The 26,509-nt window shown below is 62.8% G+C and carries 23 protein-coding genes; 10 read left to right on the top strand and 13 right to left on the bottom strand.

Going from position 1 to position 26,509, the window contains the following annotated elements:
- Positions 1-34: 34 nt before the first annotated feature.
- The 5 genes from fabD to ACODSD_RS17490 form a co-directional block, all read right to left on the bottom strand.
- Positions 35-964 carry an ACP S-malonyltransferase gene (fabD, locus tag ACODSD_RS17510; protein WP_488877929.1) on the bottom strand — a complete coding sequence of 310 codons (930 nt, stop codon included), beginning with the start codon at positions 962-964 and terminating at the stop codon, positions 35-37.
- A gap of 130 nt (positions 965-1,094) precedes the next feature.
- Positions 1,095-2,054 (bottom strand): beta-ketoacyl-ACP synthase III, encoded by a 960-nt coding sequence (locus tag ACODSD_RS17505; protein WP_107798367.1) that lies wholly within the window; start codon positions 2,052-2,054, stop codon positions 1,095-1,097.
- 5 nt (positions 2,055-2,059) lie between these two features.
- Positions 2,060-3,097: a phosphate acyltransferase PlsX gene (plsX, locus tag ACODSD_RS17500; protein WP_107798366.1), complete on the bottom strand. Its 1,038-nt coding sequence runs from the start codon at positions 3,095-3,097 to the stop codon at positions 2,060-2,062.
- Between the two features lie 57 nt (positions 3,098-3,154).
- A complete protein-coding gene (gene rpmF, locus ACODSD_RS17495) occupies positions 3,155-3,334 on the bottom strand; it encodes a 50S ribosomal protein L32 (RefSeq protein WP_011136965.1) in 180 nt (59 codons plus the stop codon).
- Positions 3,335-3,380: 46 nt separating this feature from the next.
- The gene (locus tag ACODSD_RS17490) at positions 3,381-3,884 is read right to left on the bottom strand and encodes a YceD family protein (protein WP_107798365.1); all 504 of its coding nucleotides are present in this window, start codon (positions 3,882-3,884) and stop codon (positions 3,381-3,383) included.
- A gap of 107 nt (positions 3,885-3,991) precedes the next feature.
- Between ACODSD_RS17490 and ACODSD_RS17485 the strand changes: the two genes are divergently transcribed.
- The 3 genes from ACODSD_RS17485 to pncB are packed head-to-tail and all read left to right on the top strand — an operon-like array spanning position 3,992 to position 6,490.
- A complete protein-coding gene (locus ACODSD_RS17485) occupies positions 3,992-4,573 on the top strand; it encodes a Maf family protein (protein ID WP_227107222.1) in 582 nt (193 codons plus the stop codon).
- Positions 4,570-5,274: an SAM-dependent methyltransferase gene (locus tag ACODSD_RS17480; RefSeq protein WP_081546160.1), complete on the top strand. Its 705-nt coding sequence runs from the start codon at positions 4,570-4,572 to the stop codon at positions 5,272-5,274. Before ACODSD_RS17485 ends, ACODSD_RS17480 begins: the two co-directional genes overlap by 4 nt.
- Positions 5,275-5,290: 16 nt before the next feature.
- Positions 5,291-6,490: a nicotinate phosphoribosyltransferase gene (gene pncB / locus ACODSD_RS17475; protein ID WP_488877944.1), complete on the top strand. Its 1,200-nt coding sequence runs from the start codon at positions 5,291-5,293 to the stop codon at positions 6,488-6,490.
- Here the strand turns inward: pncB and ACODSD_RS17470 are convergent.
- Complete coding sequence (locus tag ACODSD_RS17470) at positions 6,479-7,351, bottom strand: Rossmann-like and DUF2520 domain-containing protein (RefSeq protein ID WP_488877928.1); 873 nt, start codon at positions 7,349-7,351, stop codon at positions 6,479-6,481. The two genes, pncB and ACODSD_RS17470, sit on opposite strands and share 12 nt — an antisense overlap.
- Before the next feature lie 129 nt (positions 7,352-7,480).
- On the opposite strand from ACODSD_RS17470, the gene ACODSD_RS17465 reads away from it, so the two are divergent.
- From ACODSD_RS17465 to ACODSD_RS17455, 3 genes are read left to right on the top strand one after another with little or no spacing between them, the layout of a single operon-like run.
- Complete coding sequence (locus ACODSD_RS17465; protein ID WP_253315047.1) at positions 7,481-8,053, top strand: LemA family protein; 573 nt, start codon at positions 7,481-7,483, stop codon at positions 8,051-8,053.
- A 1-nt stretch (position 8,054) separates the two neighbouring features.
- Positions 8,055-8,984, top strand: coding sequence for a hypothetical protein (locus ACODSD_RS17460; protein WP_488877927.1), 930 nt, complete (start codon positions 8,055-8,057; stop codon positions 8,982-8,984).
- A 46-nt stretch (positions 8,985-9,030) separates the two neighbouring features.
- Entirely contained in the window at positions 9,031-9,483 is a 453-nt protein-coding gene (locus ACODSD_RS17455; protein WP_488877926.1) for a BLUF domain-containing protein, read from the top strand.
- Between the two features lie 47 nt (positions 9,484-9,530).
- On the opposite strand, the gene ACODSD_RS17450 is transcribed toward ACODSD_RS17455, so the two are convergent.
- Complete coding sequence (locus ACODSD_RS17450) at positions 9,531-10,808, bottom strand: O-acetylhomoserine aminocarboxypropyltransferase/cysteine synthase family protein (RefSeq protein WP_488877925.1); 1,278 nt, start codon at positions 10,806-10,808, stop codon at positions 9,531-9,533.
- Between the two features lie 677 nt (positions 10,809-11,485).
- On the opposite strand from ACODSD_RS17450, the gene ACODSD_RS17445 reads away from it, so the two are divergent.
- Positions 11,486-12,595 (top strand): porin, encoded by a 1,110-nt coding sequence (locus ACODSD_RS17445; RefSeq protein ID WP_488877924.1) that lies wholly within the window; start codon positions 11,486-11,488, stop codon positions 12,593-12,595.
- A gap of 296 nt (positions 12,596-12,891) precedes the next feature.
- Here the strand turns inward: ACODSD_RS17445 and ACODSD_RS17440 are convergent, their stop codons facing one another.
- From ACODSD_RS17440 to ACODSD_RS17430, 3 genes are all read right to left on the bottom strand, one after another.
- On the bottom strand, positions 12,892-13,962 hold the full coding sequence (locus tag ACODSD_RS17440) for an ABC transporter ATP-binding protein (protein WP_227107199.1): 1,071 nt from the start codon (positions 13,960-13,962) through the stop codon (positions 12,892-12,894).
- Complete coding sequence (locus ACODSD_RS17435; protein ID WP_488877923.1) at positions 13,955-15,700, bottom strand: ABC transporter permease; 1,746 nt, start codon at positions 15,698-15,700, stop codon at positions 13,955-13,957. The genes ACODSD_RS17440 and ACODSD_RS17435 overlap by 8 nt, the downstream gene beginning before the upstream one ends.
- Positions 15,701-15,801: 101 nt before the next feature.
- Entirely contained in the window at positions 15,802-16,893 is a 1,092-nt protein-coding gene (locus ACODSD_RS17430) for an ABC transporter substrate-binding protein (RefSeq protein ID WP_107798355.1), read from the bottom strand.
- A gap of 123 nt (positions 16,894-17,016) precedes the next feature.
- Here ACODSD_RS17430 and ACODSD_RS17425 point away from each other — a divergent pair, with 123 nt between their 5' ends.
- Together ACODSD_RS17425 and ACODSD_RS17420 are read left to right on the top strand one after the other, a co-directional pair.
- Positions 17,017-17,682 carry a response regulator gene (locus ACODSD_RS17425; protein WP_081546142.1) on the top strand — a complete coding sequence of 222 codons (666 nt, stop codon included), beginning with the start codon at positions 17,017-17,019 and terminating at the stop codon, positions 17,680-17,682.
- Positions 17,683-19,104 (top strand): sensor histidine kinase, encoded by a 1,422-nt coding sequence (locus tag ACODSD_RS17420; protein ID WP_488877922.1) that lies wholly within the window; start codon positions 17,683-17,685, stop codon positions 19,102-19,104.
- A gap of 137 nt (positions 19,105-19,241) precedes the next feature.
- Here ACODSD_RS17420 and ACODSD_RS17415 read toward each other — a convergent pair whose 3' ends face one another.
- On the bottom strand, positions 19,242-19,892 hold the full coding sequence (locus tag ACODSD_RS17415; RefSeq protein WP_107798352.1) for a TetR/AcrR family transcriptional regulator: 651 nt from the start codon (positions 19,890-19,892) through the stop codon (positions 19,242-19,244).
- Between the two features lie 647 nt (positions 19,893-20,539).
- Complete coding sequence (locus ACODSD_RS17410; protein WP_107798351.1) at positions 20,540-22,123, bottom strand: ABC transporter substrate-binding protein; 1,584 nt, start codon at positions 22,121-22,123, stop codon at positions 20,540-20,542.
- A gap of 187 nt (positions 22,124-22,310) precedes the next feature.
- On the opposite strand from ACODSD_RS17410, the gene ACODSD_RS17405 reads away from it, so the two are divergent.
- Entirely contained in the window at positions 22,311-23,087 is a 777-nt protein-coding gene (locus ACODSD_RS17405; RefSeq protein WP_227107189.1) for a substrate-binding periplasmic protein, read from the top strand.
- Here ACODSD_RS17405 and ACODSD_RS17400 read toward each other — a convergent pair.
- Positions 23,068-26,508 carry an EAL domain-containing protein gene (locus ACODSD_RS17400; protein WP_488877921.1) on the bottom strand — a complete coding sequence of 1,147 codons (3,441 nt, stop codon included), beginning with the start codon at positions 26,506-26,508 and terminating at the stop codon, positions 23,068-23,070. The genes ACODSD_RS17405 and ACODSD_RS17400 overlap by 20 nt on opposite strands.
- Position 26,509 lies beyond the last annotated feature (1 nt).

Genomic DNA, 26,509 nt, shown 5'->3' with positions numbered 1-26,509 from the left:
ATTCCGGCCCCGCCTTGACGCGGCCGCATTGCATTCAGTTCAGTTCGCCGCGAGCGGCTTCCAGCGCCGCCACATCGGTCAGCGCCAGGCATTTGATGTTGCCGTCGATGCGCTTGGCCAGGCCGGCCAGCACTCTGCCCGGCCCGCATTCCGCCATCTGCGTCACGCCGTCGGCGGCCAGCTTCTGGATGGTTTCGGTCCAGCGCACCGGCATGTACAGCTGACGGGTCAGCGCGTCGCGGATCTGCGCCGGCTCGTTGTAGCTGACGACGTCGGCGTTGTGCAGCACCGGAATGGCCGGCGCGCCGATATCCGCTTGCGCCAGCGCCGCGGCCAGTTGCTCCGCCGCGGGCCGCATCAACGCGCAATGCGAGGGCACCGATACCGGCAAAGGCAGCGCGCGCTTGGCGCCGCGGGCCTTGCACTGCTCCATGGCCCGCTCCACCGCGCCCTTATGGCCGGCGATCACCACCTGGCCCGGCGAATTGAAATTGACCGCTTCCACCACTTCGCCCTGAGCCGCTTCCGCGCAGGCGGCGCGGATGTCCTCGTCGGACAGGTTCAGGATGGCGGCCATCGCGCCGACGCCCACCGGCACCGCGGACTGCATCGCCTCGGCGCGCAGGCGCACCAGTTTCACCGCTTCGGCGAAGGGCAAGGCCGCCGCCGCCACCAGGGCGGTGTATTCGCCCAGGCTGTGGCCTGCCACCAGCGTCGGCTGGCGGCCGTTCAACTCCTGCCAGGCCAGATAAGTGGCGTAGCCGGCGGCCAGCATGATGGGCTGGGTATTGACGGTGGCGTTGATCTCGTCGGCCGAGTCCGCCTGCAGCATCGCCCACAGGTCGACGCTCAAGGCGTCCGATGCTTCGTCAAAAGTGTGTTTCACCACGGGCAGATCGGCAAAGCCGTCCATCATTTTCAAGCTTTGCGAGCCTTGGCCCGGGAACAGAAAAGCAAACGCCATAGTCGACTCCAGAGAATTCGACGCAAGAATGACGCAAACCGGCGACGTCTGCCAAGCCTAACGATCAAATATCGCTGAGGCTAGTGACCTCACGGTCAGCCGTCGGCGGCTTGCGCGCCAATGTTTCGGGTCAGATCTTCAACAATACAGCGCCCCAGGCGAAACCGCCGCCTATGCCTTCCAGCAATACGGTCTGGCCTGGACGAATGCGGCCGTCGCGCACCGCGCAGTCCAAGGCCAGCGGAATCGATGCGGCGGAGGTATTGCCCTGTTGCGGCAATGTGACGATCACGCGTTCCATCGGCAAGCCCAGATGCTTGGCGGTGGATTCTATGATGCGAAGATTGGCCTGATGCGGCACCAGCCAGTCCACTTCGCTCTTGTCGACGCCGGCTTCCGCCAGCGTCTTGGCCGCGATGTCGGACAAGGCTTTGACCGCGAATTTGAACACCGCCGGGCCGTCCATGTGCAGATAGGGCATGCCCTGAATCTTGCCGCCGGAAATCTGGGCCGGAGTGTTGAGAATGTCCTTGTAGCGGCCGTCCGCCGCCAGCTTGGCGTGCAGGATGCCCGGCTCCTCGGAGTCGCCGAGAATCACCGCGCCGGCGCCGTCGCCGAACAGCACGCAGGTGCGGCGGTCGTCCCAGTCCAGCACCCGCGACATGATTTCCGCGCCCACCACCAGGGCGCGGCGGGCCATGCCGCTCTTGATGTAGTTGTTGGCGGTCACCAGCGCGAACATGAAGCCGGCGCACACCGCCTGCACGTCGAACGCCGCGCAGCCGGGAATGCCCAGCTTTTCCTGCAACAGACAGGCGGTGCTGGGGAAGACCATATCGGGAGTGGTGGTGGCCACGATGATCAGATCGATCTCGTGCTTGTCGATGCCCGCGCTCTGAATCGCGGCTTCCGCCGCCTTGAGCGCGAGATCGCTGGTTTTGTGTTCCTCTGCGGCAATATGGCGCGCGTGGATGCCGGTGCGAGAGACTATCCACTCGTCGCTGGTATCCACGCGTTCAGCCAACTGCGCATTGGTGAGCACCTGCTCGGGCAGAAAGCTGCCGGTGCCTAGAATGCGGGAATAGCCCATGGTTGTCAGTTCGCTTCCGCCTCGGACTGCTTGAGATTGTTTAATTGGTGCGCAATCCGGTCGGCGATGTGACCAATCACGTCGGAACCGGCTTCCTCGCAAGCCTGCTCCAGCGCGTAACGGAATCCTGTGACATCGGTCCCGCCGTGGCTTTTCACCACGATGCCGCGCAGCCCCAGCAAGCTGGCGCCGTTGTAGCGGCGGGGATCGATGCGCCTCTTGAACAGTTTGAGCACCGGCAGCGCGGCCAGCGCGCACAAACGCGTCCACCAGCTGCGGCCAAACTCTTCGCGCAGGAACACGGCAAACATGTGAGCCAGCCCCTCAGCTGTCTTCAAAGCCACATTGCCGGTAAAACCGTCGCAGACTACCACATCCACCGTGCCTTTACAGATGTCGTCGCCCTCCACGTTGCCGTGGAAATTGAGCTCGGACTGGCGCAGCAGTTCGGCGGTCTTCTTGATATTGTCGTTGCCCTTGATGTCTTCCGAACCGATGTTCAGCAGGCCGACGCTAGGGCTGGCGTTGCCGCTGAGGCACACCACCAGTTCGGATCCCATGATGCCGAACTGCAACAGTTGTTCTGGGGTGCAATCGACGTTGGCGCCCAAATCCAACACGCAAGACGAGCCCTTGACGGTGGGCAGCATTTTGGCGATGGCGGGACGGTCGATGCCGGGAATGGTCTTGAGTACGAAACGCGCGGTCGCCATCAGCGCGCCGGTGTTGCCGGCGGACACGGCGGCCTGAGCTTCGCCTTCTTTGACCAGATTAATGGCCACCCGCATCGACGAATCTTTCTTGTTCTTCAAGGCGAGCTGAGGCGCCTCATCCATGCCCACCACTTGGGTGGCGTGCTGGATGCGGATGCGTTCACGCGCGACGCCTTGATGCGCGGCCAGTTCAGCCTCTAGGGCTGCTTGGTCGCCAACAAGAATCAAACGGGTGTCGGGATGGTTCTGCAGGAATTGGATCGATGCAGGGACGGTAACCTTGAGGCCAACGTCACCGCCCATTGCATCAACCGCGACGGTGATAGTCATCAACGAGTGCGGTAATAGTGCTGCCTAATCAGTGGGGAAAGTAGGAAAACGGGGAGATTACTCGCCCTTGGTCTTCACAACTTTGCGGCCGCGGTAGAAACCGTTCGGGCTGATGTGGTGGCGCAGGTGCGCTTCGCCGGTGCTGGCTTCAACTGCCAGAGCCGGAGCGGTCAGAAAATCGTGTGCACGATGCATGCCGCGCTTGGACGGGGACTTTTTGTTCTGTTGAACAGCCATGGTCGACTCCTAAGAAATTCAAGTAGATTCGGTTCGAATCCGGGTTTTACTCGGACTTGGGTCTCTTAAGCGCCGCCAGCACCGCAAACGGATTGGGCTTGTCAGCCTTGGCGAGCGAGAGAGTTTCCCTGCCGCAGTCGTCGTGTTTCGGCGACAGCGGCAAGCCCATAATGATTTCGTCTTCGATCAACGCCGTCAGGTTCAGTTCCGGCTCGGCGATGATAGCGTCCAGCTCCTCGTCCTGCTCGCAAGCCTCTTCCAGCTTGTCCGGATCGGTAAACAAGGTGACCACCGAATCGGTGTCCAGGCTGTACGGCATGCTTTCCATGCAGCGCTGGCAGGTCACTTTGAGTTCCCCGGACAAATGAAGACGCAGCGACAAACGGTTCAAGCTGTCGCGAAAACCGTCCAGGGCGTATTCCACGTTCCCGGAGGTGTCGGACAGGTCGCTGTGCACGCGCTCATCCAGCTCGCCAACCGGCAGTTTGCCGGCCTGCGAACGCCCTTCCCGGGCGAACTTGAGCGGATCGATCAAAATCGGTTTAGACATAAACCTCGCATGGTACAATCCATTCCCCTGATTTGTCAAAAGAAACAAGGAGCCCTCCGCGCGCGCCGCCAGGCCGCCCCGGCTCCGCAACAAGCGACGTCCACATCATGCAGATCGTACTGGCCTCCACCTCCCGCTACCGCCAAGAAATCATCGCCCGCCTGGGCCTGCCCTTCCACGCCGAACCGCCGGTGTGCGACGAAACCCCGCTGCCGGGCGAAACCGCGCTGGAAACCGCGGTCCGGCTGGCCCGCACCAAGGCGCAATCGCTGGCGGACAAGCATCCGCAAGCGCTGATCATAGGCTCCGATCAAGTGGCTTTGCTTGACGGACAGCAGATCGGCAAGCCAGGATCGTTCGAAAACGGCGTCAAGATGCTGCAATGGATGAGCGGCCGGACCGTGGTGTTTCATTCGGCGCTGGCCTTGTACAACAGCGCCGAGCGCCGGCTGCAAGAAGCGGTGGGCATCACCCGCGTCACCCTGCGCGCGCTGAGCGAAGCGCAAATCCGCAACTATCTGGAACGCGAGCCGGACGCGCTGCACTGCGCCGGCAGCGCCAAGAGCGAGGGCCTCGGAGGCGCGCTGCTGGAGCGCGTGGAGTCCGACGATCCCAATGCGCTGATCGGCGTGCCTCTGTTCAAACTGATTACGATGCTGGCCGATGAAGGCGTGGAGATTTTGCGATGAGCGGCACCCTGTTCCTGATCCCCGCCCCCTTGGGCGACGAATCCATCGCCTGGCTGCCCGAAGCCGAGCGCGCCAAAGTGCTGCACCTGACCCGTTTCGTGGTGGAAGCCGAAAAAACCGCGCGCAAACACCTGAAGGCGCTGGGCGTCAGCGCGCCCATCCGCGAACTCGCCATGAGCACGCTGAACGAACACACCCCGGCCGCCGACGTCGCCGCCTTGCTGCAACCGCTGCTGGACGGCCACGATCTGGGCCTGATCTCCGAAGCCGGCTGCCCGGCGGTGGCGGACCCCGGCGCGCAACTGGTGGCGCTGGCGCATGAGCGCGGCTTGCGGGTGGAGCCCTTGATCGGCCCCTCCTCCATTCTGCTGGCGCTGATGGCCAGCGGCGCCAACGGCCAGTGCTTCGCCTTCCACGGCTACCTGCCGGTGGACGCCGCCGACAAGGCAAAAATCGTCAAGGAGCTGGAGCTGCGTTCGCGCCAGCGCAACGAGACCCAGGTCTTCATCGAAACGCCGTACCGCAACAACGCGCTGCTGCAGCAATTGCGCGACACCCTGTCCCCGGCCACCCGGCTGGCGGTGGCCTGCGATCTGACCTTGCCGAGCCAGACCATCGTCAGCCGCCGGGTCAAGGACTGGCCCAAGGACGCGCCGGACCTGCACAAGCGCCCGGCCATTTTCATCATTCACGCCGCCTGAGCCCGCCATGGCCAAGATTCCGCCGCTGATCCATTCTCTGCTGGACACCGACCTTTACAAGTTCACCATGCTGCAAGTGGTGCTGCACCAGTTCCCGGCCTCGCACGGCGAGTACGAGTTCAAGTGCCGCAACCGCCCGGACATGCCCTTGACCCAGCTGAAGAAAGAGCTGGAAGCGCAATTGGACTGGCTGTGCCAGCTGCACTTCACCCAGGAAGAGCTGGCCCATCTGCGCACCCTGCGCTTCATCAAGAGCGATTTCGTCGATTATCTGGAGCTATTCCATCTGCAGCGGCGCTTCATCACCGTGTCCTGCCAGGACGAGGAGCTGGCGATCCGCATCAAGGGCCCGTTGGTTCAGGCGATGTTTTTTGAAATCTTCGTGCTCGCCATCGTCAACGAATTGTACTTCCGCCGTCTGGACAGCGCGGAAGTCCGCGCCGAGGGCCTGCGCCGGCTGGAAGCGAAAATCGCCGTGCTGGAACGCTTCCGCGACAGCGAGGCCGCGCAGCAGCGCTTTCCCTTGCTGATCGCCGATTTCGGCACCCGCCGCCGTTTCAGCCGGGACTGGCAGCAGCATGTGGTGGAGCGCCTGAACACCGCCTTGCCGGACATTTTCCGCGGCACCAGCAATGTTTACCTGGCCTGGAAGCTGGGCATCACTCCGATAGGCACCATGGCCCACGAGTTCTTCCAGGCCTTCCAGGCGCTGGGCGTGCGGCTGCGCGACTTCCAGAAGGCGGCGCTGGAATCCTGGGTCCAGGAATACCGCGGCGACCTCGGCATCGCGCTGACCGACGTGGTGGGCATGGACGCTTTCCTGGCGGACTTCGACCTCTACTTCGCCAAGCTGTTCGACGGTCTGCGCCACGACAGCGGCGATCCCTATCAATGGGGCGAAAAGGCGATCGCGCATTACCGCAAGCTGCGCATCGACCCCGCCACCAAGATGCTGACCTTCAGCGACGGCCTGAGCGTGGACAGCGCGCTGGACCTGCACCGCCATTTCAGCCCGCAGATCCAGGTCAGCTTCGGTATCGGCACTCATTTCACCAACGACATGGGACTGGAGCCGCTGCAAATCGTGCTCAAGCTGGTCAGCTGCAACGGCCAGCCGGTGGCCAAGCTGTCCGACAGCCCCGGCAAGACCATGTGCAGCGACGAAACCTTCCTCGCCTATCTGCGCCAGGTGTTCAAGGTGGCGCTAGCTGTCTGAGCCCTCCGCGGGCGCCAGCGCGCTCAGCACTTGCCGGCGCGCCTGCTCGGACAGGCGCTCGCCGGCCAGCGCCACCGTCTGCCGGCCCAAGGCCTGGTAGGCGGCGCGCAAATCGGCATCGTCCATCGCCTGCAAATGCAGGGCCACCGTCGAGGCGTCGCCACGCGCGATGGGCCCGGTCAAAGCCGCCTGCGGCCCCAGCGCCAAGGCATTGTCCAGCGTTTGCCGCATCAGACCGCCCAGCAAGGACGTCAGCAGCGCCTCGGGCACCCCGCCCTGGCCGGCCAGCCGCCGCGCGATGGCAGTCAGCGTCACCAGATAATTGGACGCCACCGACAAGGCCGCGTGATAGGCCGGTTTGCCGCCCTCGGCCAATTGAAACGGCCGCCCGCCTATGGCCTGCGCCAATTCCCTCAAGACAAGGCACGCTTCGGCGTCGCCCTCCAGCGCGCACAGCACGTCGGAAAACCCCTCAAGCGCGATGGCCGGATCGGCGAAGGAAAAAGCCGGATGCAGGCTGCCGACGTGCGCGCCGCGCGCCGCCGCCGGCCGCAACAGTTCGGATCCGCTGACGCCGCTGGCGTGAAACACCACCGCGCCGGCCGGCACCTCCGTCTCCGCCAGCCGCAAAGCGCAGTCGGCGATCGCCGCGTCCGGCACGGCCAGCAGGTACAGGTCGGCGGCGGCCAACTCCGCCCATGCGGTCACCGGACGCCCCGTGCCGATGAAGGTGCAGGCGGCGGCGGCGGAATCCGCGCCGCGCGTCATCACGTCCTGCACCCGGTAGCGGCCGGAACGCCGCGCCAGCGCCGCCAAGGTCTTGCCCAGACGCCCCGCGCCTATGATATTGATCCGAATCACGCTTCCTCCCGAAAACCTCAAGCCGCCCGCGCGTGCGCGAATCCGGGCGCAGACAAAAAAACAGCCTTGCACGATAATGCCGACATGGACGCCGCGCATCGGCGACGCCTATCCCGGAGAGACCCCATCATGAAGCTCGCCGTTTTCCTCGGCCTCATCGCCGTCGTCCTCTTCTACTTGATCACGCTATACAACGCGCTGATCAATTTGAAGCACCAGCTGACGCAAAGCTGGGCCAATATCGACGTCATCCTCAAACAACGCCACGACGAATTGCCCAAGCTGGTCGAAGTGTGCCGGCAATACGCCCAGTTCGAACAAGAAACCCTGACGCAAGTGATGGCCGCCCGCGGCGCGGTGGCCGACTCCGCCCGAGCGCGGGATCCGGAGGCCCTCGGCGCGGCCGAAGGACGCTTGCACGGCCTGATCGGCCAGCTATACGCGGTGGCCGAGGCGTATCCTGCGCTGCAGGCCGACCAGCAGTTCGCGCAATTGAGCGCGCGCATCACCCAGTTGGAGGAGGCGCTGGCCGATCGCCGCGAACTGTACAACGAGGCGGTCAAACTCCACAACGCCCGCATAGAGCAGTTCCCCGACGTGCTGCTGGCCCGCCTGTTTCATTTCCCGCCGGCCCGGCCGCTGCGCTTCGCCGCCGCGGAAACCCGCGACGTGGACATGAAAGCGCTGTTCGCGCGCAACTGACATGCCGGCGCTCGCCTCCCTGCTGCCGGGCCTGGGCTTGGCTCTGTACCTGCTTGCCGCCGCCTCATGGCTGCTTGGCGGCGAGGCCCGCCATGGCCTGCTGATCGCGGCGGTAGTCGGGCTGATAGGCTGGCGTCTGAATTACCGCCATTACCGCCAGGTGGCGGACACTCCGACATCTAGACTGGCCAGCGCGGCCTTGGGCCAAGTCGAATTATGCGGCCAGGCCCGCTGCCATCCGAACGCGCCCAATTACAGCCCCTTGAGCGGCCGACGCTGCGCCTGGTACCGCTGCTGGCGCATAGACGAGCGCGGCAAACTGGACTGGGAGGACTGGCTGACCTGGGCCATGCAACGCTCCAACCGGCTGGCGACCCGCGCCAACCCGCCGGAAGTCAGCAGCGACGACAGCTTCCTTCTGGTGGACGGCGACGCGGAAGCCACCATTCTCCCCGGCGGCGCCCAAGTGGTCGCCCGCCGCCGGCGTCGCTGGCATGAGGACGGCATGTTGCTGATAGAGGAATGGATAGACGAAGGCGACGCCATCTATGTACGCGGCCGGCTGCGACGGCTGGACGCGCGCGCCAGCGCGCTGGACCTTCGCCTGGATATCGGCGCCAAACTGGCCGAATGGAAAAACGACAGACAAGCCCTGCTGCGCCGCTTCGATCTGGACGGAGACGGGCAGCTCAGCGAGCAAGAATGGTCGCTGGCGCGCGCGGCGGCGCAGCGCGAAGTCGTCGCCCTGCAGCAGGAGCTCGCGCGACAGCCGGCGTCCTTATTGCTGCAGGGAGACGATCAAGACGCGCCCTTGATCCTCACCACCCTGTCTCCGCGGCAAAGCGCCCGGCTGTTCCGCCGCCGCGCCTGGCTTCACGCCGTCGTGGCGCTGGCCTGCTTATTGGGCTGGCTCAAGCTGGCTCGATTCTAAAGCGCTATACTGGAGCGAAAGCACTCGCCACACGGCAGGAGCGCAGATGATCCGCCTGATCTACAGCAGCGCAGCCCATCACCCGGTTTCCGCCGAAGCCATGCAAGCCCGCATTCGCCATTTCCGCGACTACAACCGGAGCCAGGACATCGTCAGCGTGCTGCTGATGCTGAACGACGACTTCCTGCAAATCCTGGAAGGCCCGGAGGACGCCATCGACGCGCTCTATCAACGCATCGCGCGCGACCCGCAGCACCATCAGCTGACCCTGTTATCTCGCGAGGAGATCGACCACCCCATGCTGGCCAATCACCCGCTGGAATACCTTGCCCCGGCGCCGCAGGCCGACGGCAAGCCTCTGTCCGCCTCAGCCATCGCCCGAGACGCCGGCTGGACCCTGCACGGCAAGGTCCAGCATGTGATCCAAAGCTTTCTCGACGGCAAATGGCATCATCACCTGCCCAACGGCATGAATCCGCAAGTGCTGCGCCGCGGCTGAGCTTATCTATATATGAGTGCGCTTCCTCGTCGGCGAGCCTGACCCGCTCAAGGTTCCGCCGCGGCCAGCGCCTGGTCGATATCGGCCAGGATGTCGTCGATATGCTCGATGCCTATCGACAAACGCACCATTTCCGGGCGCACGCCGGCGCGCAATTGCTCATCGGCCGACAGTTGGCGGTGGGTGGTGGTGGCCGGGTGGCAGGCCAGCGATTTGGCGTCGCCGATATTCACCAGCCGGGTCACCAGTTGCAAAGCGTCGATGAAGCGCCCGCCGGCCGCCGCGCCGCCGCGGATGCCGAAGGACAGCACACCGGAAGCCCGGCCGCCGAAGTAACGTCGCGCCAGAGCATGGTCCGGGTGATCCTCCAGGCCGGCGTACTCGACCCATTCCACCGCCGGGTGCGCGCGCAGATGCTGGGCCACGCGCAGCGCGTTGGCGCAGATGCGGTCCATGCGCAGCGCCAACGTCTCGATGCCCTGCAAAATAAGAAAGGCGTTGAACGGCGCCAGCGCCGCGCCCATATTGCGCAAGGGCACCACTCGCGCCCGCGCGATATAGGCCGCCGCGCCCAATGCTTCCACATAGTTGACGCCGTGGTAGCTAACGTCGGGCGTGTTCAAGCGCGCGAAGCGCTCGGCGTGCTCGGCCCAGGGAAAACGCCCGCTGTCGACAATGGCGCCGCCTATGCTATTGCCGTGTCCGCCCAGATACTTGGTCAGACTGTGCACCACGATATCGGCGCCGTGCTCGAAGGGCCGGCATAGATAAGGAGACGGCACCGTGTTGTCGACGATCAGCGGCAAACCGTGACGATGAGCGAGATCGGCGAAGGCGGCGAAGTCGACCACATTGCCCAGCGGATTGCCGATGGATTCGCAAAACACCGCCTTGGTGCGCGCGTCCGCCATGTCGCCGATCCGCTCCGGATGGCGATGGCTGACGAAACGCACCTCGATGCCCAGCTGCGGCAGCGTGTGGGCGAACAGATTGTACGTGCCGCCATACAAGGTGCTGGTGGCGATGATGTTGTCGCCGGCCTCGGTGATGGTTTGTATCGCGTACGTGATCGCCGCCATGCCGGAAGCCACCGCCAGCGCGCCTATCCCGCCCTCCAAAGCCGCCACCCGCTTCTCCAGCACATCGGTGGTCGGGTTCATGATGCGGGTGTAGATATTGCCCTGCACCTTGAGGTCGAACAGATCCGCCCCATGCTGGGTGCTGTCGAAAGCGTAGCTGGTGGTTTGGTACAAGGGCACCGCCACCGCCTTGGTCGTCGGATCCGGCGCATAGCCGGCATGCACCGCCAGGGTTTCCAGTTTCATCTCGTCAGTCCTTCCTTCTATATAAGGCGAGTCGCACAGCGCTCCTCTATGCCACTCGCCTACCTTAACCGGGAAGCGAAACCAGCGAAAGAAGCCAAATCTAAAACCGGAAAACCAAACAATCTATGCGGACGCACGTCCAGACCGTAAACCTCGCATAGGTTCAAAACAGACAAAACAAAACAAAATATATTTTACAAACAACAAGTTAACACTCACACCCATTAGCGCAACCTCAAGCAAATAGCCTCGCTTCAGCCTATTTACATAGACATCGCTTTCTATTATGATTCGATTGTGAATTCATTCTGGTGTGCGTCTTGCGGCATCGTGAATTCTCTTCAAGTCACGTTGATTTTTGAGCCCGCCCTCCGCGGGCTTATTTTTTTGCATTACCCTGAATCACCCTCCCCTTCCCCTTCCCGTTACTATCCTTATGGCATCAGGCTTTCGGCCAACAAGTGCATTTTTACAACACCCGTACGCAATGAGTCGATTTCATGATTTACCCCTTTATTTCATTGACTTAGCCAGACATTCCCATGTAAAACCACACACACAAAGCAACAATTGGTTGTTGATTTGCAACACCACATTTACCGAAAAGTTGCATTTACACAACTTAGCCAATAGCATTTGCTCACATTCCTAAACCCATATAAAAGGATGACTTGACCATGAAAAAGAGTCTGATCGCCCTGCTGGTAGCTACTCTGCCGGCTGCAGCTTTCGCTGACGTAACCATCTACGGCAAAATCAAAGGCGGCGTTGAATACGTTGACAATGGTTCCACCAAGATCACCAACATCGACGACCTGGGTTCCCGTATCGGCTTCAAAGGCAAGGAAGACCTGGGCAACGGTCTGAAGGCTATCTGGCAAGTTGAAACCGGCTTCAGCGTTGACGGCGCTTCCAAGTCCAGCTCCTCCACCGGCACCTTCGCTAACCGCAACTCCTTCATCGGCCTGCAAAGCGATCTGGGCACTCTGCGTCTGGGCAACGTGTCCAACTTCCTGGACAGCGACATGGGCATCGTTGACAGCTGGGAATACAGCAGCGACGCTCTGGGTCTGGGCATTTTCACCCGTGATGGCAAACGCCTGAAGAACTCCGTGCGTTACGATCTGCCGAGCATCGCTGGCTTCAGCGCCGCTCTGCAATACGGCACCAAAGAAGATAAGAGCAACAAGCTGGACGTGAACGGCAAGCCGGTCAACCAGAACCGTGAAACTGCTATCGTTGGCCTGGGCTACGAAAACAGCGGCTTCTTCGGTAAATACGCATACATCCACGAGAGCAAAGCGGCATCCTCCGCGAGCCTCGAGATTGATGGCGTATCCCTCAACAACGCAGCGAACGACAAACATCGCTTGGAAGTTGGCTACAACGCCAACAACCTGCTGGTTGCCTTCGGCTACCAGCAACAAAAAGGCGGCCTGGACATCGTTGGCGAGACTTGGGGCAATCTGGTTGGCGAGGGTTCCAACTACACCGGTAACATCGATGCCAACGGTAAAGTGAAAACCCGCGAATACGCTCTGACTGCCGCCTACACCATCGGCGCTTTCACCCCGAAATTCACCTACGCTCGTGGCGACAAGGTTGAAGTTGGTGGCGTCAAAGTAAATGACTCGCAGTACAACCAGTACGTGCTGGGCGTTGACTACGCGATCTCCAAGCGCACCACCTTCGGCGCGCAATACGGTCAGATCGACGTTAAAGGCGGCGAGAACAACGCCAACAAGGATCTGAAGGCCTTCGGCGTGAACATGATCCACGCATTCTAATTTGTCGGTTCGACGCAAGAACCTACGAACATGAATGAGAAAAAGGCCCGCGCAAGCGGGCCTTTTTCATTGCTTAGACGTTCTATTCACCATCAGATTAAACAATGGTGGCCAAAGGCACACAGTCTAAAACGCCATACCAAACCGAACCGGGACCACAACTCCGCCCCTAATCTCAACTCTGCTCAACAACTGGTGAAGCCCACCTGGCAGGGTTTCAACTCCCCCCCCAAACAAGCGGCCATGAAAAAGGGCAAGCCAAGCTTGCCCCCGACCGAACAAGCACACAGAACCTCTCAGGCCGAAGCGGCCTCGAACGCCCAGGTGTCCTCCAGCCCGAACTCCGCCCAGCACTCGCCGTTAGACCTAGCCTGCTGCCCAAAGGCGCGCAAGCGCAGGTCGCCGTGCTGCAACAGGTATTCCCAGCGATCCCCCAGATACATCGATGCGATCAGCCGCGCCGGCAAGCTGTTGCCGCCGGGCTCGTCTTGCACCCTCAGCCGCTCCAAGCGGATCACCGCCTCGGCCTGCTGCCCCACCTCCAGTGCCTGCCTCGCGGTGGCGCGCAGCTGCCAGCCCTCGCCCTGCAAGGTCACGCTGTCGCCGTTTCTGGCCGCCACCTTGGCCCGCAAAGTATTGTTGGCGCCCATGAATTGCGCGGTATAAAGGGAAGCCGGCGCGGAATACAAGTCGGTAGGACTGCCGGCCTGTTCGATGCGGCCGTTCTTCAACAACAAAATCTGGTCCGACATCGCCATCGCCTCGCCCTGGTCATGGGTGACGCACAAGGCGGACAGGTTCATCGACACGATCAGTTCGCGCAACCAGGCGCGCGCCTCTTCGCGCAGCTTGGCGTCCAGATTGGACAAGGGCTCGTCCAGCAGGATTACCGGCGGGTTGTAGACCAGCGCGCGGGCGATGGCCACGCGCTGCTGCTGACCGCCGGACAATTGATGCGGATAGCGCTCGGCCAAATGCCCCAGCCCCAGCTTGTCCAGGATCTGCCTCACCCTCGCGGCGATCTCCGCCGTCGGGGTCTGGCGCAGCTTCAAGCCATAGCCGACGTTCTGCGCCACGGTGCGGTGCGGCCACAGGGCGTAAGACTGGAACACCAGGCCCAGAGAACGCTGCTCCACCGCCAGGTTGCAACCGGCGGACGCGTCGTACAAGGGGCGGCCGTCCAACAGGATTTGACCGGCCGACGGCTGTTCCAGCCCGGCGATGGCGCGCAGCAAAGTGGTTTTGCCGCTGCCGGAAGCGCCAAGCAAGGACACCACCTGGCCGGCGGCCAGATCAAAGGAAACACCCTTCAAAATAGGATTCTGCTCATAATTCAGATGCAGATCGCGCACGCTCAGCTTAGTCATGCAGTTTCACTCCCAGACGCAAGGCCAGCGCCAAGCCGGCGCCCACCATCAGAATATTGATCACCGACAAGGCCGCCACCTGGTCCACCGCGCCGGTGGCCCACAAGGACACCAGCAAGGAACCGATCACCTCGGTGCCCGGCGACAGCAAATACACCGCGGTCGAATACTCCCGCTCGAAAATCATGAAGATCAGCAGCCAGCTGGACAGCAGGCCGAAACGGATCAAGGGCAAGGTCACGTCCAGACTGGTCCGCCGCTGGCTGGCCCCGGCGGTGCGGGCGGCCTCTTCCAGCTCCGGCCCCACTTGCAACAGGGCGCTCTGCACCAGACGCATGCCATAGGCCAGCCAGACCACGGTGTAAGCCAGCCAGATCGACAGCATGCTGTTCTTGGCGCCCTGCAGGCCGGGCACGAACAGGAACACCCACAGGAAGGCCAGGCCTGCCAGGATGCCCGGCACCGCGCGCGGCAGCAGCACCAGATAGTCCAACAGACGAGCGCCCCAATCATTGCGGCGATGTCCGGCGAAACCGACCAGGGTATAAAAGCCCACCGCCAGCGCGCCGCCGATGATGCCGACGCCCAGGGTGTTGACGATGGCGCGGACGATGTTGTCCTCCTCGAACACCAAGGCGTAATGATCCAGCGTCAAGGTCTCCAGCAAGGACACGCCCTCGCCCCAATGGCTGACCACCGAGCGCAGCGCGATGCCGGAAATCGGCACCACCACGGTGAGGAACAGCCACAGCAGCACGATGGCCAGCGCCAGATAGCGCCACGGCCCCAGCGACAGCGGATGCTGACGGCCGGCCTTGCCCTTGAGCGCGACGAAACGCTGAGCGCTGCGCAATAAGCGGCGCTGCAACAGGACCAGCGGGAAGGTGATGGCGATCAGGCACACCGCCACCGCCGCCATCAGATGATAGGACGGCACGCCGAGTTTATTGGTCAGCTTGTACAGATAAGTGGCCAACACCAGATGTCCCTCCGGGTCGCCCAACACCAGCGGCAAGCCGAAGACTTCAAACCCCAGAAAGACCACCAGCACGCCGGCGAACAGCATGGAGGGCATCACCATCGGCAGGCTGACGTCGCGCGCCACGCGAAAAGGACCGGCCCCGGCCACCCGCGCGGCCTCTTCCACGTCCGAGCCCAGATTGCGCAGCGCCGCCGACGCGTACAGATAGACATGCGGCACATGGGTCAGCCCCGCCACCACCGCGATGCTGAGCAGGGAATAAATATTCCACGGCACCTCTTCCACGCCGAACCACTGCTTGAACCACAGGGAGTAAAACCCCACCGGTCCGGCCGCCACCACGTAGCCGAAGGCCAATACCATCGGCGACACGAACACCGGCGTCAGCAACAAGGGCTCCAGCCAGCGCCGGCCGGGCAAATCGGTGCGCGCCATCAAGAAGGCCAGCACCCCGCCCAGCGGAATGGCGATCAGCGCCATGCCGGCGGCGATCACCAGCGAGTTGCCCAGCGCGGACCAGAAATCGGGATCTGTGAACACAAAGCGGTAGGCGGTCAGCCCCACATTCTTGTCCGCCATGAAGAAGGGCTGATCCAGCAGGCTTTGATAGACCACCAGCGATAGCGGGGCCAGCACCAGCAAGGCCAGCGCGCCCAAGACCAGCCAGCGGCTGGCGGCGCTCCAGCGCGGCCAGCCGCCGCGCGCGCGGGGCTGGGCGGCCGCGCCGGGGGCGGTCGGATTAATCGAGGAATTCATGCTTGCTCCCAGGCCTGCGCGCAGGCCTCTGCGCCGTCCGCGCGCGGCGGACGGCTGATTGAGTCATTGGAAACGTCGGCCACAACGGCCGGAAGGGGACGCTATTTCTTCAGCGCCTGCTGCCACTGACGCATGAAATCCAGCCGCTTGGCCTGGTCCAGATAGACCAGCAGGCCGGTACCCACCTGGATAGGCTTGGCGCTGCCGCCCAATTGCTGGTTCAAGGCGGCGATGGAAGCCGCGCCGCTCACGTCGCTGCGCAGCGAGAACAGCTCGGACTGGTTGGCCAGCACGCTCTGGCCGCGCTTGGACAGCAAATAGTCCAGCCACAGCCGCGCCGCGCCGGGATTGCGCGCCTTCTTGGAGATGATGGCCAGCCGGCTGACCACCTGGGTGTAATCCTTGGGATAGACATAGCCGATGGCCGGGTCCTTCTTCGCCTTGGCGTAAGCGTAGGAACCGAGGATGTTGTAGCCGATCAGGTTTTCGCCCGAGGAAATCCGCTCCATCATCGCGCCGGTGGAGGTTTGCAGCTTGACGCCGCTGGCGCCGAGCGCACGCGCCAGCTCCCAGGCGCCGTTGGCGTTATGGCGGACGTCCTGGGTCAGAAAGTTGAAGCCGACGCCGGACTTCTCCACATCGTACGTGGTGACCTTGCCCTTGAAGCGAGCCGGATTCGCCTTGAGGATGCGCACCAGATCGGCGCGGGTCTGCGGGATGTCCTCCGGCTTCAGCAAGCGCTTGTTGTAGACAATGGCCACCGGCTCGTAAGTGGTGCCGTAGGCCTGCTGCTGATAATGCGCCCAGGACGGCAGATTGGCCGCCTCCGGCGAAGCGTAGCTGGCGGCGTAGCCGTCATTGACGAACTTCACTTGCAGATCCATCGCCGAGCTCCACACCACGTCGGCGCTGGCGCTGCTGGCGGCGTTCTCGCTGATGAAGCGATTGTAGATCTCGGTGCTGTTCATATCGTGGTATTCCACCTTGACGCCGGGATACAAGGCCTGGAAATCCTTGATCAGGGGCCGCGCCGCGGCGCTGTCGGTGGCCGAATACACCACCACCTTGCCCTCCTTGACGGCGGCGTCCACCAGATTCTGATAACTGGCGGGATAGCCGGCGGGCACGGCCGCCCAGGCGGCGGCGGAACCCAGCGCGCAGCACAGCGCGGACAAGCTTCTGACTCTATTCATGGTGTTGCTCCTAGGTAGATGAAGATGTTCGCGACATCTTTCGAATCGCGCAGCTCTATTGGCTTCGCTTCCCCAGCCATGATATTAGAGTAAAGCTTTCAATCCGCTTTCAGTGACCCAACCATGCGCCTGCTCTTGGTGGAAGACAACCCGGCCCTGTCCGAATCACTGGCCCAGGCCTTGCGCCAGGCCGGTTTCGCCGTGGACTGCATGCTCAACGGCAGCGACGCCGATCATGTGCTGCGCACCCAGGATTACGCGCTGGCCATCCTGGACTTGGACCTGCCCAAGCTCAACGGCTGGGAGGTGCTGCGCCGGCTGCGCGGCCGCAAGCAAACGCTGCCGGTGCTGATCCTGACCGCGCACGGCTCGGTGGAAGAACGGGTGCGCGGGCTGGACCTGGGCGCCGACGACTATCTGGCCAAGCCCTTCGACCTCAACGAACTGGAAGCGCGGGTGCGCGCGCTGATCCGCCGCAGCCACGGCCGCGAAAGCCCGCTGCTGGAATTAGGCCCCCTCAGCTACGACAGCGTCGGCCGCCAGTTTCAGCTGAGCGGCGACGCGCTGCACCTGACGCCGCGCGAACACGCGGTGCTGGAAGTGCTGATGCTGCAAGGCGGCAAGGCCATAGGCAAAAGCCAGCTGTCGGAAAAGATTTTCGGCCTGGACGAAAGCGGCAGCGCCGAAGCCATCGAAATCTATGTGCACCGCTTGCGCAAGAAACTGGCCGGCCAGCCGGTTTCCATCGTCACCTTGCGCGGGCTGGGCTATCTATTGACCACACCGTAAATGCGACTCGCCCTCTCCCGCCTCAAACCCGCCAGCTTGCGCAAGCAATTGCTGCTCGGCCTGTCCGTTCCGCTGCTGCTGATGTTGGCGCTGGACGGCTGGATGACTTACGACCGCGCCTTGCAGGCGGCCAACACCGCCTTCGACCGCATGCTGCTCAGCTCCGGCCGCGCCATCGCCGACGGCGTCGCCGCCCACGACGGCGCCGTCAGCGTGGACATACCCTATTTCGCCTTGCAAATGTTCGAGTCCAACGCCTCCGGCAAGGTGTTCTACCGCGTCAGCCGCTCGGACGGCGCGCTGCTCACCGGTTACGACGACCTGCCGCTGCCGCCTCCGCGCCGGCGCGAGACCATCCGCTACCAGCCCGATTACATGGACATTTCCTACCACGGCGAAACGCTGCGCTTGCTGACCTTGAGGCTGTCGGTGCGCGACATGAGCACGCTGCGCAGCCAGGACGTGTGGATACAGGTGGCGGAAACCCCGGAGTCCAGGGAGCAGTTAGCGCGCACCCTGCTCATCGGCTCCCTGGCGCAGGAGGCGCTGCTCGGCGCCATCATGCTCGCCATCGTGCTGCTGGCGGTCGGCCATAGCCTGCGGCCCTTGCGCCGCTTGTCGCGCAATGTGGTGGCGCGCAAGGAAACCGATCTCAGCCCCCTGCCCAGCCGCGAGCTGCCCACCGAGTTGACGCCCTTGGTGGACGCGCTGAATCAGCAGGGCGTGCGCTGGCATAAATTGCAGGCGGCGCGCCGCCGCTTCATCGACGACGCCGCCCATCAGTTGAAGACGCCGCTGGCGGTGATGCGGACGCAGGCGGAGCTGGCGCGACGCCAGACGCTGGAAGCCTCATTGCGCCAGCAGTTGGACAAATTGCTCGCCTCGCTGGACAGCGCCAGCCACGGCGTGCACCAGCTATTGCAACTGGCGCGGGTGGAGCCGGACAACGGCCAGGCCATCGAACTGGACGATATGGACCTGGCCGCCTGGATCAGGGAATGGGCGCTGGAACAAGCGCCCTGGGCTCATGGCCAGGGCGCGGATCTGGGTTACGAAGGGGAGGAAACGGTATGGGTGCGCGGTAACGCCGGTCTGCTACGGGAATTGCTGGGCAATCTGCTGGACAACGCCATCCGCTATCATTCCGGCAACGGCGATGCGCGGATCACGATCGCGGCCGGGGCGCTGCCGGCGCCGTGGCTGCGTGTCGACGATAACGGCCCCGGCATCGCCGAGGCGGAACAAGACAAGGTATGGCTGCGTTTTTACCGCATCGCCGGCGCCGCCAGCAGCGGCAGCGGCCTGGGCCTGGCCATCGTCAGGGAGATCGCCCACCGGCATGGGGCGACCGTGGAGTTGAGCCGCAACGCCGGCGGCGGCCTCAGCGTCAAGCTTCAGTTTCCGCCGGCCGGCAGGGGATAGGCTTGAAGCCCGTTCACGGGCTCGCGAGCGGAGACGAAAACCGCCGAGAAAGCGCTATGCGCATACGCGCATCTGCGTTTCGAAACGGCGCTCGCCGCGTCGCGTCTCGCAGCGTGCGGCGGACTTTGAACAGCTTCTTAGAACGGCAGTTGGTATAAAGGATTTCGGCTGTCCGCGCCTTCGGCGCGAATGCGTTCCAGCTCGCTGCGCAGAGCGGTCTGCAACCACTGTTCCCGCATTTTGTCGCCTTCGGGATGCTCGTTCAGCATCCGGTACAAGGCCATGCCGTGGAAGGTGGTCATCATGGTCAGCAAGGTGGCGAAGAAGCCGGTGGAAATGGCGTAACGCGGAAACAGCGAGGCCATCATGGCGACGAAGCGGTCGCGGAAGTAGTTGCTGGAACTGGCCAGGAAGATTTCCCGCAGATCGGCGGTGGTTCGAGCCGCCATCAGCAGTTCCATCAGCACGATGTGACGCGGCGACAGCACCAGCGCCTTCATCAGCGCGACGATCCGTTCCTCCTCCGGCATCGTGCTGGACATTTCCGCCGCCAGCTTGAGGCCGGCCTCGAAAATATCGTCGACTACCTTGCGCCCTACCGGCAACATCAGTTCGTTCTTGGTGGCGAAATGGCGGAATAGGGCCCCCTGGGAGACGCCGGCCCGGCTGCAGATCAGCTGCACGCTGGTACCGTGATAGCCAAACTCCAGCAGACACTCGATGGCCGCTTCCACCAGTTTCCCAATGGTGGACTCCCTACGACTTTGTTGTGTTCGTCTAGTTTGCATTATATTCTTATGTCATGTTTATCCCAACCAAGGTCTGATGATACGCGAAACTTTTGCCATAAGCGAGGGCGAGCGCACGCTAAATAGGCCAGTGAGTAGTTTCAACTAGGGATAGCCGGAAAAATGCTGTTCTTTTTAAAGTTATTTCCCAATAACTCTTAAAAAGAGGTCGCAAATATTAAAATTACTATTATTAAATTGCGTAGTTTTGATGATTTGGAACATTTTGCGCGTCTTACTGTCTTGCCAGACGCCCCCAGCATGGACTCGCCGCCGGCGTGGCGTCCGCGCAACGCGCGAAAATAGCGGCAAGATCGCCGCGGATGTGAACAAAAACGCGCCATAGCAATGACGATGCTCGGCGACCGTCATCGACATCCTCACGCCCTCCCCGCCGGTCTTCTCTGCTTGACGATCCGCCTCAAGATAACAAGCAGACACTCAAGCAATGTCGCCCTTAGAAAGCAGCTAGTTTCTAATCGAAAAAATAAATACGTTAAAACAACATTTCAACAAAAATACGATGTTGAATTACTTAAAGCGGGGAAATATGCACAGGCAAGTTCGCATTCGAACATTAACCGGCATTTCCTCGCTTATGCTGACAAAGCCTGACGGGCCGGCCGTCGACAACCGGCCCGCCGGTCTCAATTCAACTGCGCTCGTCCAAAGTCCACCCGCCCGAACGGACTGACGGCGTAAGCGCTCAAATCCTTGCTCGCCAAGGCATACGCCGTGGGGTGGGCCAAGGGCAGCCACAAGGCCTGCTCCTGGATCAACTTCTGCGCCGCCAGATACAACTTGGCGCGCTGGGCGAAATCGCTGCTCTTCTTGCCGTCGCTGATCAGCTTGTCCAGCTTGGCGTCGCAGAAGCGCGCGAAATTGGTGCCGGACTGCACCGCCGAGCAGGAAAACTGCGGGGTCAGGAAGTTGTCGGGGTCGCCGTTGTCGCCGGCCCAGCCCATGAACAATAGCTCATGTTCGCCGGCCTTGGCGCGCTTGATCAGCTCCCCCCACTCAATCACCTTGATCTGCACCTTGACGCCGATCTTGGCCAGGTCGGACTGCAGCAGCTCCGCGCCCGCCTTGGGATTGGGATTCAGCGTGCTGCCGCTGGGCCGCACCCACACCGTGGTTTCGAAACCGTCGGGATAGCCGGCTTGGGCCAGCAGTTTCTTGGCGCGCGCCGGATCGTAAGGATAGGGCTTGGCCCCCTTGTTATAGCTCCAGGTATTCGGCGGATAAGGCAGGTCCGCCGCGGTGGCGGTATTGTCGAACACCGTTTTCAGATAAGAGTTCTTGTCGAAAGCCAGGTTGAGCGCTTGCCGCACCAAGGGGTTGTTCAACGGTTTTTTCTGGCTGTTGAAGGCGACGAAGGCGGTCATGAAGGCCGGCGTTTGCAGAACCCGCAGCTTGGGATCCGCCTTGGCCGCCAGCACGTCCTGCGGCTTGGGCGACAAGGCCAGCTGGCATTCGCCGGCCCTCAGCTTCTGCGCGCGCACCGCCGAATCCGGCGTGATCGCGTAAATCAGCGCGCCGACCTTGGGCTTGGCTCCCCAATAAGCCGGATTAGGCGCGTAGCGCACCACGGCGTCCTTCTGGAAGCTGCGGAAGACGAAGGGCCCGGTGCCGATTGGCTTGGCGTTCAAGTCCGCCTGGCGGCCGGCCGCCTGCAACTGCCCGGCGTACTCGGCTGAATAGATGGACGCGAAGCCCATGGTCAGGCTGGACAGGAAGGTGGCTTCCGGATAGTTGAGCTCGAAACGCACAGTATTGGCGTCCACCTTCTGCACCGCCTTGATCAGCTTGGGAAACTGCATGGATTGCGCATGCGGATAGCCGTTCGGCGCGCTCTTGTACCAAGGATGGGCCGGATTGAGCATGCGTTCGAAAGTGAACACCACGTCGTCGGCCGTCAGCTTGCGGCCAGGCTTGAAGTAATCGGTGGAGTGAAAGGCCACATTGGGCCGCAGCTTGAAGGTGTAACCGAGGCCGTCGTCGCTGACCTGCCAAGACGCGGCCAGGCCCGGCACCACTTTGCGGGCGGCCGGATCGTATTCGACCAGGCGGTTCATCAGCACGTCCGCCGACGCGTTGGTGGTGACCAGGGAGTTGTACTGCACCACGTCGAAACCTTCCGGATTGGCGTCGGTGCACACCGTCAACGGGCGCGCGGCCAGCGCCAGGGTAGGCGCCAGGGCCAGGGCCAACAGCGTCAATTGCTTGTTCATCGGCATTTCCTCATCAAACTGCATGGCATCTTCAGTATCAGAAACGAAGGTTAAGCGAATAAGCGAAAAAAACAAACCATCGATTATGCATATTCATATTCGCGACGCGGCCAAGGATGGAGTTTGAGCCCGGCGCAAATTGCCGCTACAGTCAAAGCGGACAGCCAGAATACAAAGCGCCATCGACATGAACCGCCGCCACTGCCTGCTTGCCCTGTTTTTGACCAGCTTTGCCGCCGCGCCGCTGCGCGCGGCGCCGGGCCCTGCGCTGGACATCCTGACCGAGGATGACCCACCGCTGACTTTCGAGCAAGACGGCAAGGCCGCCGGCCTGGTGGTGGAAGTGGTGCAAGGGATACAACGCCGCGTCGGCAACCACGACCCCATTGCCGTGGTGCCTTGGGCGCGCGGCTATCGCCAGGCGCAACAGCAGCCGAACACCGTGCTGTTCAACACCAACCGCACCCCGGAACGGGAGCGCATGTTCAAATGGGTGGGCCCGGTCACCGAAACCCTGGGCTGCCTGTTTGTGCGGCGCGACAGCCCGATCAAACTGCAAACGCTGGACGACGCCCGCAAACTGCCGCAAATCATGGTGGTGAGAGACTGGTATCTGCAACAGCTGCTGAGCGCGCAGAACTTCTCCAACCTGGCCACCGTGGCCACGCCGGACCAGTTGCTGACCATGTTGATGCGCAAGCGCGCCGACGTCATCGTCAGCGAAAACACCACCTTGCCGCATCAATTGCGCCAGCAGGGCTTCGACCCGGCCCAAGTGCGCAAGGCGCTGACCTTTTCCCACACCTACGGCTACATCGCCTTTTCCCGTCAGACCCCGGACGCGGTGATCAAGGCCTGGCAACAGGCGCTGGACGAGATGAAGCGCGACGGCAGTTTCGCCGCGCTGTACCGGCGCTGGCTGCCCGGCGAAACGGCGCCGGGCATCAATCCGCCCGCCCCGTGAAACACTCGAAACGGCCGCGCCACCAGGACACCAGCTCCTCGGGCGGCAAGGAGCGCGAATACAGATAGCCCTGGCCGCTATGGCAGCCGCGCGCCAGCAGCAAGGCGTGCTGGGATTCGGTTTCCACGCCCTCGGCCAGCACTTGCAGGCTCAGGCTTTCCGCCATGGACACAATGGCCGCCACCATGGCCAGATCGCGCTCGTCGCTGTCCAGCCGCATGATGAAGCTGCGATCTATCTTCAATTCATCGATGGGCAGCCGCTTGAGATAGGACAGCGAGGAAAAACCGGTGCCGAAGTCGTCCACGCTGATGTGAAAGCCCATGCGCTTGAGCGTCGGCAAGGCCTTCATCGCGCTGTCCGCGTCCATCAGCGTGCCCTCGGTGATTTCCAGGCACAGTTGCTCCGGCGGCGCGCCGCTTTCCTCGGCGATCGCGCGCAAACGCGCGACGGCGTCCGGCAAGCCGAAGAAGCGCGCCGACAGATTGACGCTGACGCGCCAGGGCGGCAGGCCCTGCCCTCTCCAGGCCATCACCTGGCTGCAGACATTGCGAAACACATACTCGTCGATATCGATGATCAGGCCGGTTTTTTCGGCGATGGCGATGAACTCCGCCGGCGACTGCTTGCGCCCGTCCAGCTCCCAACGCAACAGCGCCTCCATCCCCAGCATGTCCTGGCTGCGCAGCGTCATCTGCGGCTGGTACTCCAGCCGCAGCTCCCGTCGCTGCAAGGCCTGACGCAAGCCGGTCTCCACTTGCAGGCGCTGGCGCACGCCGTCCGCCATATCCTCGGAGAAGAAGCAATAACCGTTCTTGCCCGCGTACTTGGCGCGGTACATCGCCATATCCGCATCGCGCATCAGCCCTTCCGGCGTATCCGCGTCGCAGGGATAGCAGCTGATGCCGATGCTGGCGGACAGGAAATAGCGGTGGTCTCCGTCCTGGTACGGCGCCGCCAGCGCCGCCAGCACCTGCTCGGCCAGGCTGTCGGCCGCGCCGTCGGCGGCGTTCTCGGCCAAGGCGACGAATTCGTCGCCGCCGATGCGGAACAAAAGATCGTGGCCGCTCACGCAGGTGCGCAAGCGTTCAGCCACGATGCGCAACAGGCGGTCCCCCACCTCATGCCCAAGGTTGTCGTTGATGAAGCGGAAATCGTCCAGGTCCACCAAAAGCAGATACAGGCTCCGCCCTGAGCGCCGATGATTCCTCAAGCTCCATTGCAGCCGCTCGTTCAACTGCACGCGGTTGGGCAGTTGAGTCAGGCTGTCGTGCTTGGCGAGAAACTCGATATTGAGCTGCGAACGCTTCAGCGTGGACACGTCGCGGGCAAAGCCCATCGCGCGCCGCGGCCGCCCCTGTTCGTCCCGCCACAGGCTGGCGCTCACCTGCATCCAGACCTGCCCCGCCTCCGGCAGGGCGACGCGAAACTGACACTCGTGCAGGCTTTCTCCGGCCTCGGCCGGCAAGGCCTGCCAACGCCGGCGCAACTCGTCCAGGTCCTCCGGATGGATTTGCGCCAGCAAGGCGTCCAGACTGTCGTGACGATAATCCTCGGCCCGCCCGAAAATCCGCCCCACCGGCCCCTCTTCGTGCAAGACCCCGTCGCCCAGGTCCAGCTCCCAGGCGATTTGTTCCGCTGCGTACAGCGCCTGCTTCAAGCGCATCGCCGAGCGGCGGCGCTCGCCGATCAAGCGCCCCACCCGCGCCAGCAGCTCCGCCACCGAAAACGGCTTGAACAAGAACTCCTGCACGCTGTTCTGCAGCATACGCAGCCGCAGCGAATCGTCGGCGCGCGCCGACAGCATCACCACCGGGATGTCCTCGGTCTGGCGGTTGCCGCGCAAAGCCGACACAAACTCTTCTCCCCCCATTCCCGGCATCATCAGATCGCTGATGATCAGGTCCGGCTGCTCGCTCTGCGCCAAACGCAGGCCGCGGCCGCCCTCCGGCGCCGTCATCACCCGATAATGCTTGCCCAGCGCGCCGGCGATGAAGGCGCTCATATCGATGTTGTCCTCCACCAGCAGCACCAACGCCTGGGCGCCCTTGTCCGGCGCGGCGCCCCCCTCGGCCTGCGGCGACGCGGGCGCGGGCACCGCGCCGCCGGCCAGCAAATCGTCCAGACGCAAGTCTTCCGACTCTATCGGCGCACCCGCCGGCGCCAACAGAGGCAGGCTGAGGCGGAACAAAGCGCCGCCGCCCTCCGCGGCGAACAAGCTCACATTGCCATGGTGCAGCTCGATGAATTCTTTGACGATGGCCAGGCCAAGCCCGGTGCCGCCGTGCCGGCCGTAATCGCCGTCCTCCACTTGCACGAAGCGCTCGAACACCTTGTCGCGCATCTCGGCCGGCACGCCGGGCCCGTTATCCTGCACCCGGATGCCGGCCTGGCTTCCTCTCAGCTCCAGCGCAATCTGAATGCGGCCGCCGTCCGGCGTGAACTTGAAGGCGTTGGACAGCAGGTTCAGCAATACGCGCTGCAATTTGATCGCGTCCACCTGCGCCGACGCCGTTTTCGGCGCCGCCACTTGGTAGTCGATATGCCGGTCGCTGGCCAGCGAAGTAAAATAAGAGGCCACGTGACGCACCAGCTCGGCCAGGTCCAGCTGAGCGTAGCGCAGCTTCAGTTCCCCCGCGTCCAGCTTGGCCACGTCCAGCAAATCGTTGACCTGCTGCAGCAACATGCGCGCCTGCCGCTGGATCATCAGCAGATTGGGGCTCTCCTCCGGCTCGGCCTGGCCTGTCAAAAAGCGTTCTACCTGACCCAGAATCAGAGTCAGCGGCGTGCGCAACTCATGGCTGACATTGGCGAAGAAGCGGGTCTTCATCTGATCCAGCTCGCGCATCTGCTGATTCAAGCGGGCCAGTTCGTTATTGGATTCCTTCAGATCGGTGTTGGCCCGGGCGATTTGCGCATGCTGGTTCACCATTTCCGCTTCTAGCGCCGCCGCGTCCATTGCCCGCCATTCCGCCGGCTGACTCTGCTGCGGCTGGCTCCGTTTCAGGCGCACGAACTCGCTGACGTCCTGCGCGCTGTGAATGATGCAGGCCACGCTGCCGTCTGCGCGCTTCACCGGCCAGTTGGTCGGACTCCAATAGCGCTCTTCGAAACTGCCGTCCGGCCGAGGGATATCGTATTTCTGCATCGCCATGCTGTCCTCGACTCCGGTGGCCAGCACGCGCTGCAAAGAGATGCGCAGATTGCGCGAGCCCTCGCCTTCCGGCTCGGCGGGATTGACCGGAAAGATGTCGAACAGATTGCGCCCCAGGATGGACTCGCGCCGGGTCAAGGTCGTCTGCAGGTAAATATCGCTGGCGGCGATGACGTTGAAATCGGTATCCAGCACTAAATACAGGCCGGGGGCCCGTTCGAACAGCAGCTGGAAATCCGGTGCGGCAATCGCAACCTGCGCGTTCAAC

This window comes from Chromobacterium sp. FG22 (assembly GCF_057809415.1).
Note: the sequence above shows the minus strand (reverse complement) of the source record. Positions and strands in the feature narration are given on the sequence as shown.

Bases quoted from the DNA above. Each gene is read 5' to 3' on its own strand.
- fabD (WP_488877929.1), bottom strand. From the start codon at position 964: ATGGCGTTTGCTTTTCTGTTCCCGGGCCAAGGCTCGCAAAGCTTGAAA.
- ACODSD_RS17405 (WP_227107189.1), top strand. From the start codon at position 22,311: ATGAACCGCCGCCACTGCCTGCTTGCCCTGTTTTTGACCAGCTTTGCC.
- ACODSD_RS17415 (WP_107798352.1), bottom strand. From the start codon at position 19,892: ATGCAAACTAGACGAACACAACAAAGTCGTAGGGAGTCCACCATTGGG.
- ACODSD_RS17420 (WP_488877922.1), top strand. From the start codon at position 17,683: ATGCGACTCGCCCTCTCCCGCCTCAAACCCGCCAGCTTGCGCAAGCAA.
- ACODSD_RS17430 (WP_107798355.1), bottom strand. From the start codon at position 16,893: ATGAATAGAGTCAGAAGCTTGTCCGCGCTGTGCTGCGCGCTGGGTTCC.
- ACODSD_RS17455 (WP_488877926.1), top strand. From the start codon at position 9,031: ATGATCCGCCTGATCTACAGCAGCGCAGCCCATCACCCGGTTTCCGCC.
- rpmF (WP_011136965.1), bottom strand. From the start codon at position 3,334: ATGGCTGTTCAACAGAACAAAAAGTCCCCGTCCAAGCGCGGCATGCAT.
- ACODSD_RS17485 (WP_227107222.1), top strand. From the start codon at position 3,992: ATGCAGATCGTACTGGCCTCCACCTCCCGCTACCGCCAAGAAATCATC.
- ACODSD_RS17440 (WP_227107199.1), bottom strand. From the start codon at position 13,962: ATGACTAAGCTGAGCGTGCGCGATCTGCATCTGAATTATGAGCAGAAT.
- ACODSD_RS17460 (WP_488877927.1), top strand. From the start codon at position 8,055: ATGCCGGCGCTCGCCTCCCTGCTGCCGGGCCTGGGCTTGGCTCTGTAC.
- ACODSD_RS17505 (WP_107798367.1), bottom strand. From the start codon at position 2,054: ATGGGCTATTCCCGCATTCTAGGCACCGGCAGCTTTCTGCCCGAGCAG.
- ACODSD_RS17410 (WP_107798351.1), bottom strand. From the start codon at position 22,123: ATGAACAAGCAATTGACGCTGTTGGCCCTGGCCCTGGCGCCTACCCTG.
- ACODSD_RS17425 (WP_081546142.1), top strand. From the start codon at position 17,017: ATGCGCCTGCTCTTGGTGGAAGACAACCCGGCCCTGTCCGAATCACTG.
- ACODSD_RS17490 (WP_107798365.1), bottom strand. From the start codon at position 3,884: ATGTCTAAACCGATTTTGATCGATCCGCTCAAGTTCGCCCGGGAAGGG.
- ACODSD_RS17465 (WP_253315047.1), top strand. From the start codon at position 7,481: ATGAAGCTCGCCGTTTTCCTCGGCCTCATCGCCGTCGTCCTCTTCTAC.
- ACODSD_RS17480 (WP_081546160.1), top strand. From the start codon at position 4,570: ATGAGCGGCACCCTGTTCCTGATCCCCGCCCCCTTGGGCGACGAATCC.
- ACODSD_RS17435 (WP_488877923.1), bottom strand. From the start codon at position 15,700: ATGAATTCCTCGATTAATCCGACCGCCCCCGGCGCGGCCGCCCAGCCC.
- ACODSD_RS17445 (WP_488877924.1), top strand. From the start codon at position 11,486: ATGAAAAAGAGTCTGATCGCCCTGCTGGTAGCTACTCTGCCGGCTGCA.
- ACODSD_RS17450 (WP_488877925.1), bottom strand. From the start codon at position 10,808: ATGAAACTGGAAACCCTGGCGGTGCATGCCGGCTATGCGCCGGATCCG.
- plsX (WP_107798366.1), bottom strand. From the start codon at position 3,097: ATGACTATCACCGTCGCGGTTGATGCAATGGGCGGTGACGTTGGCCTC.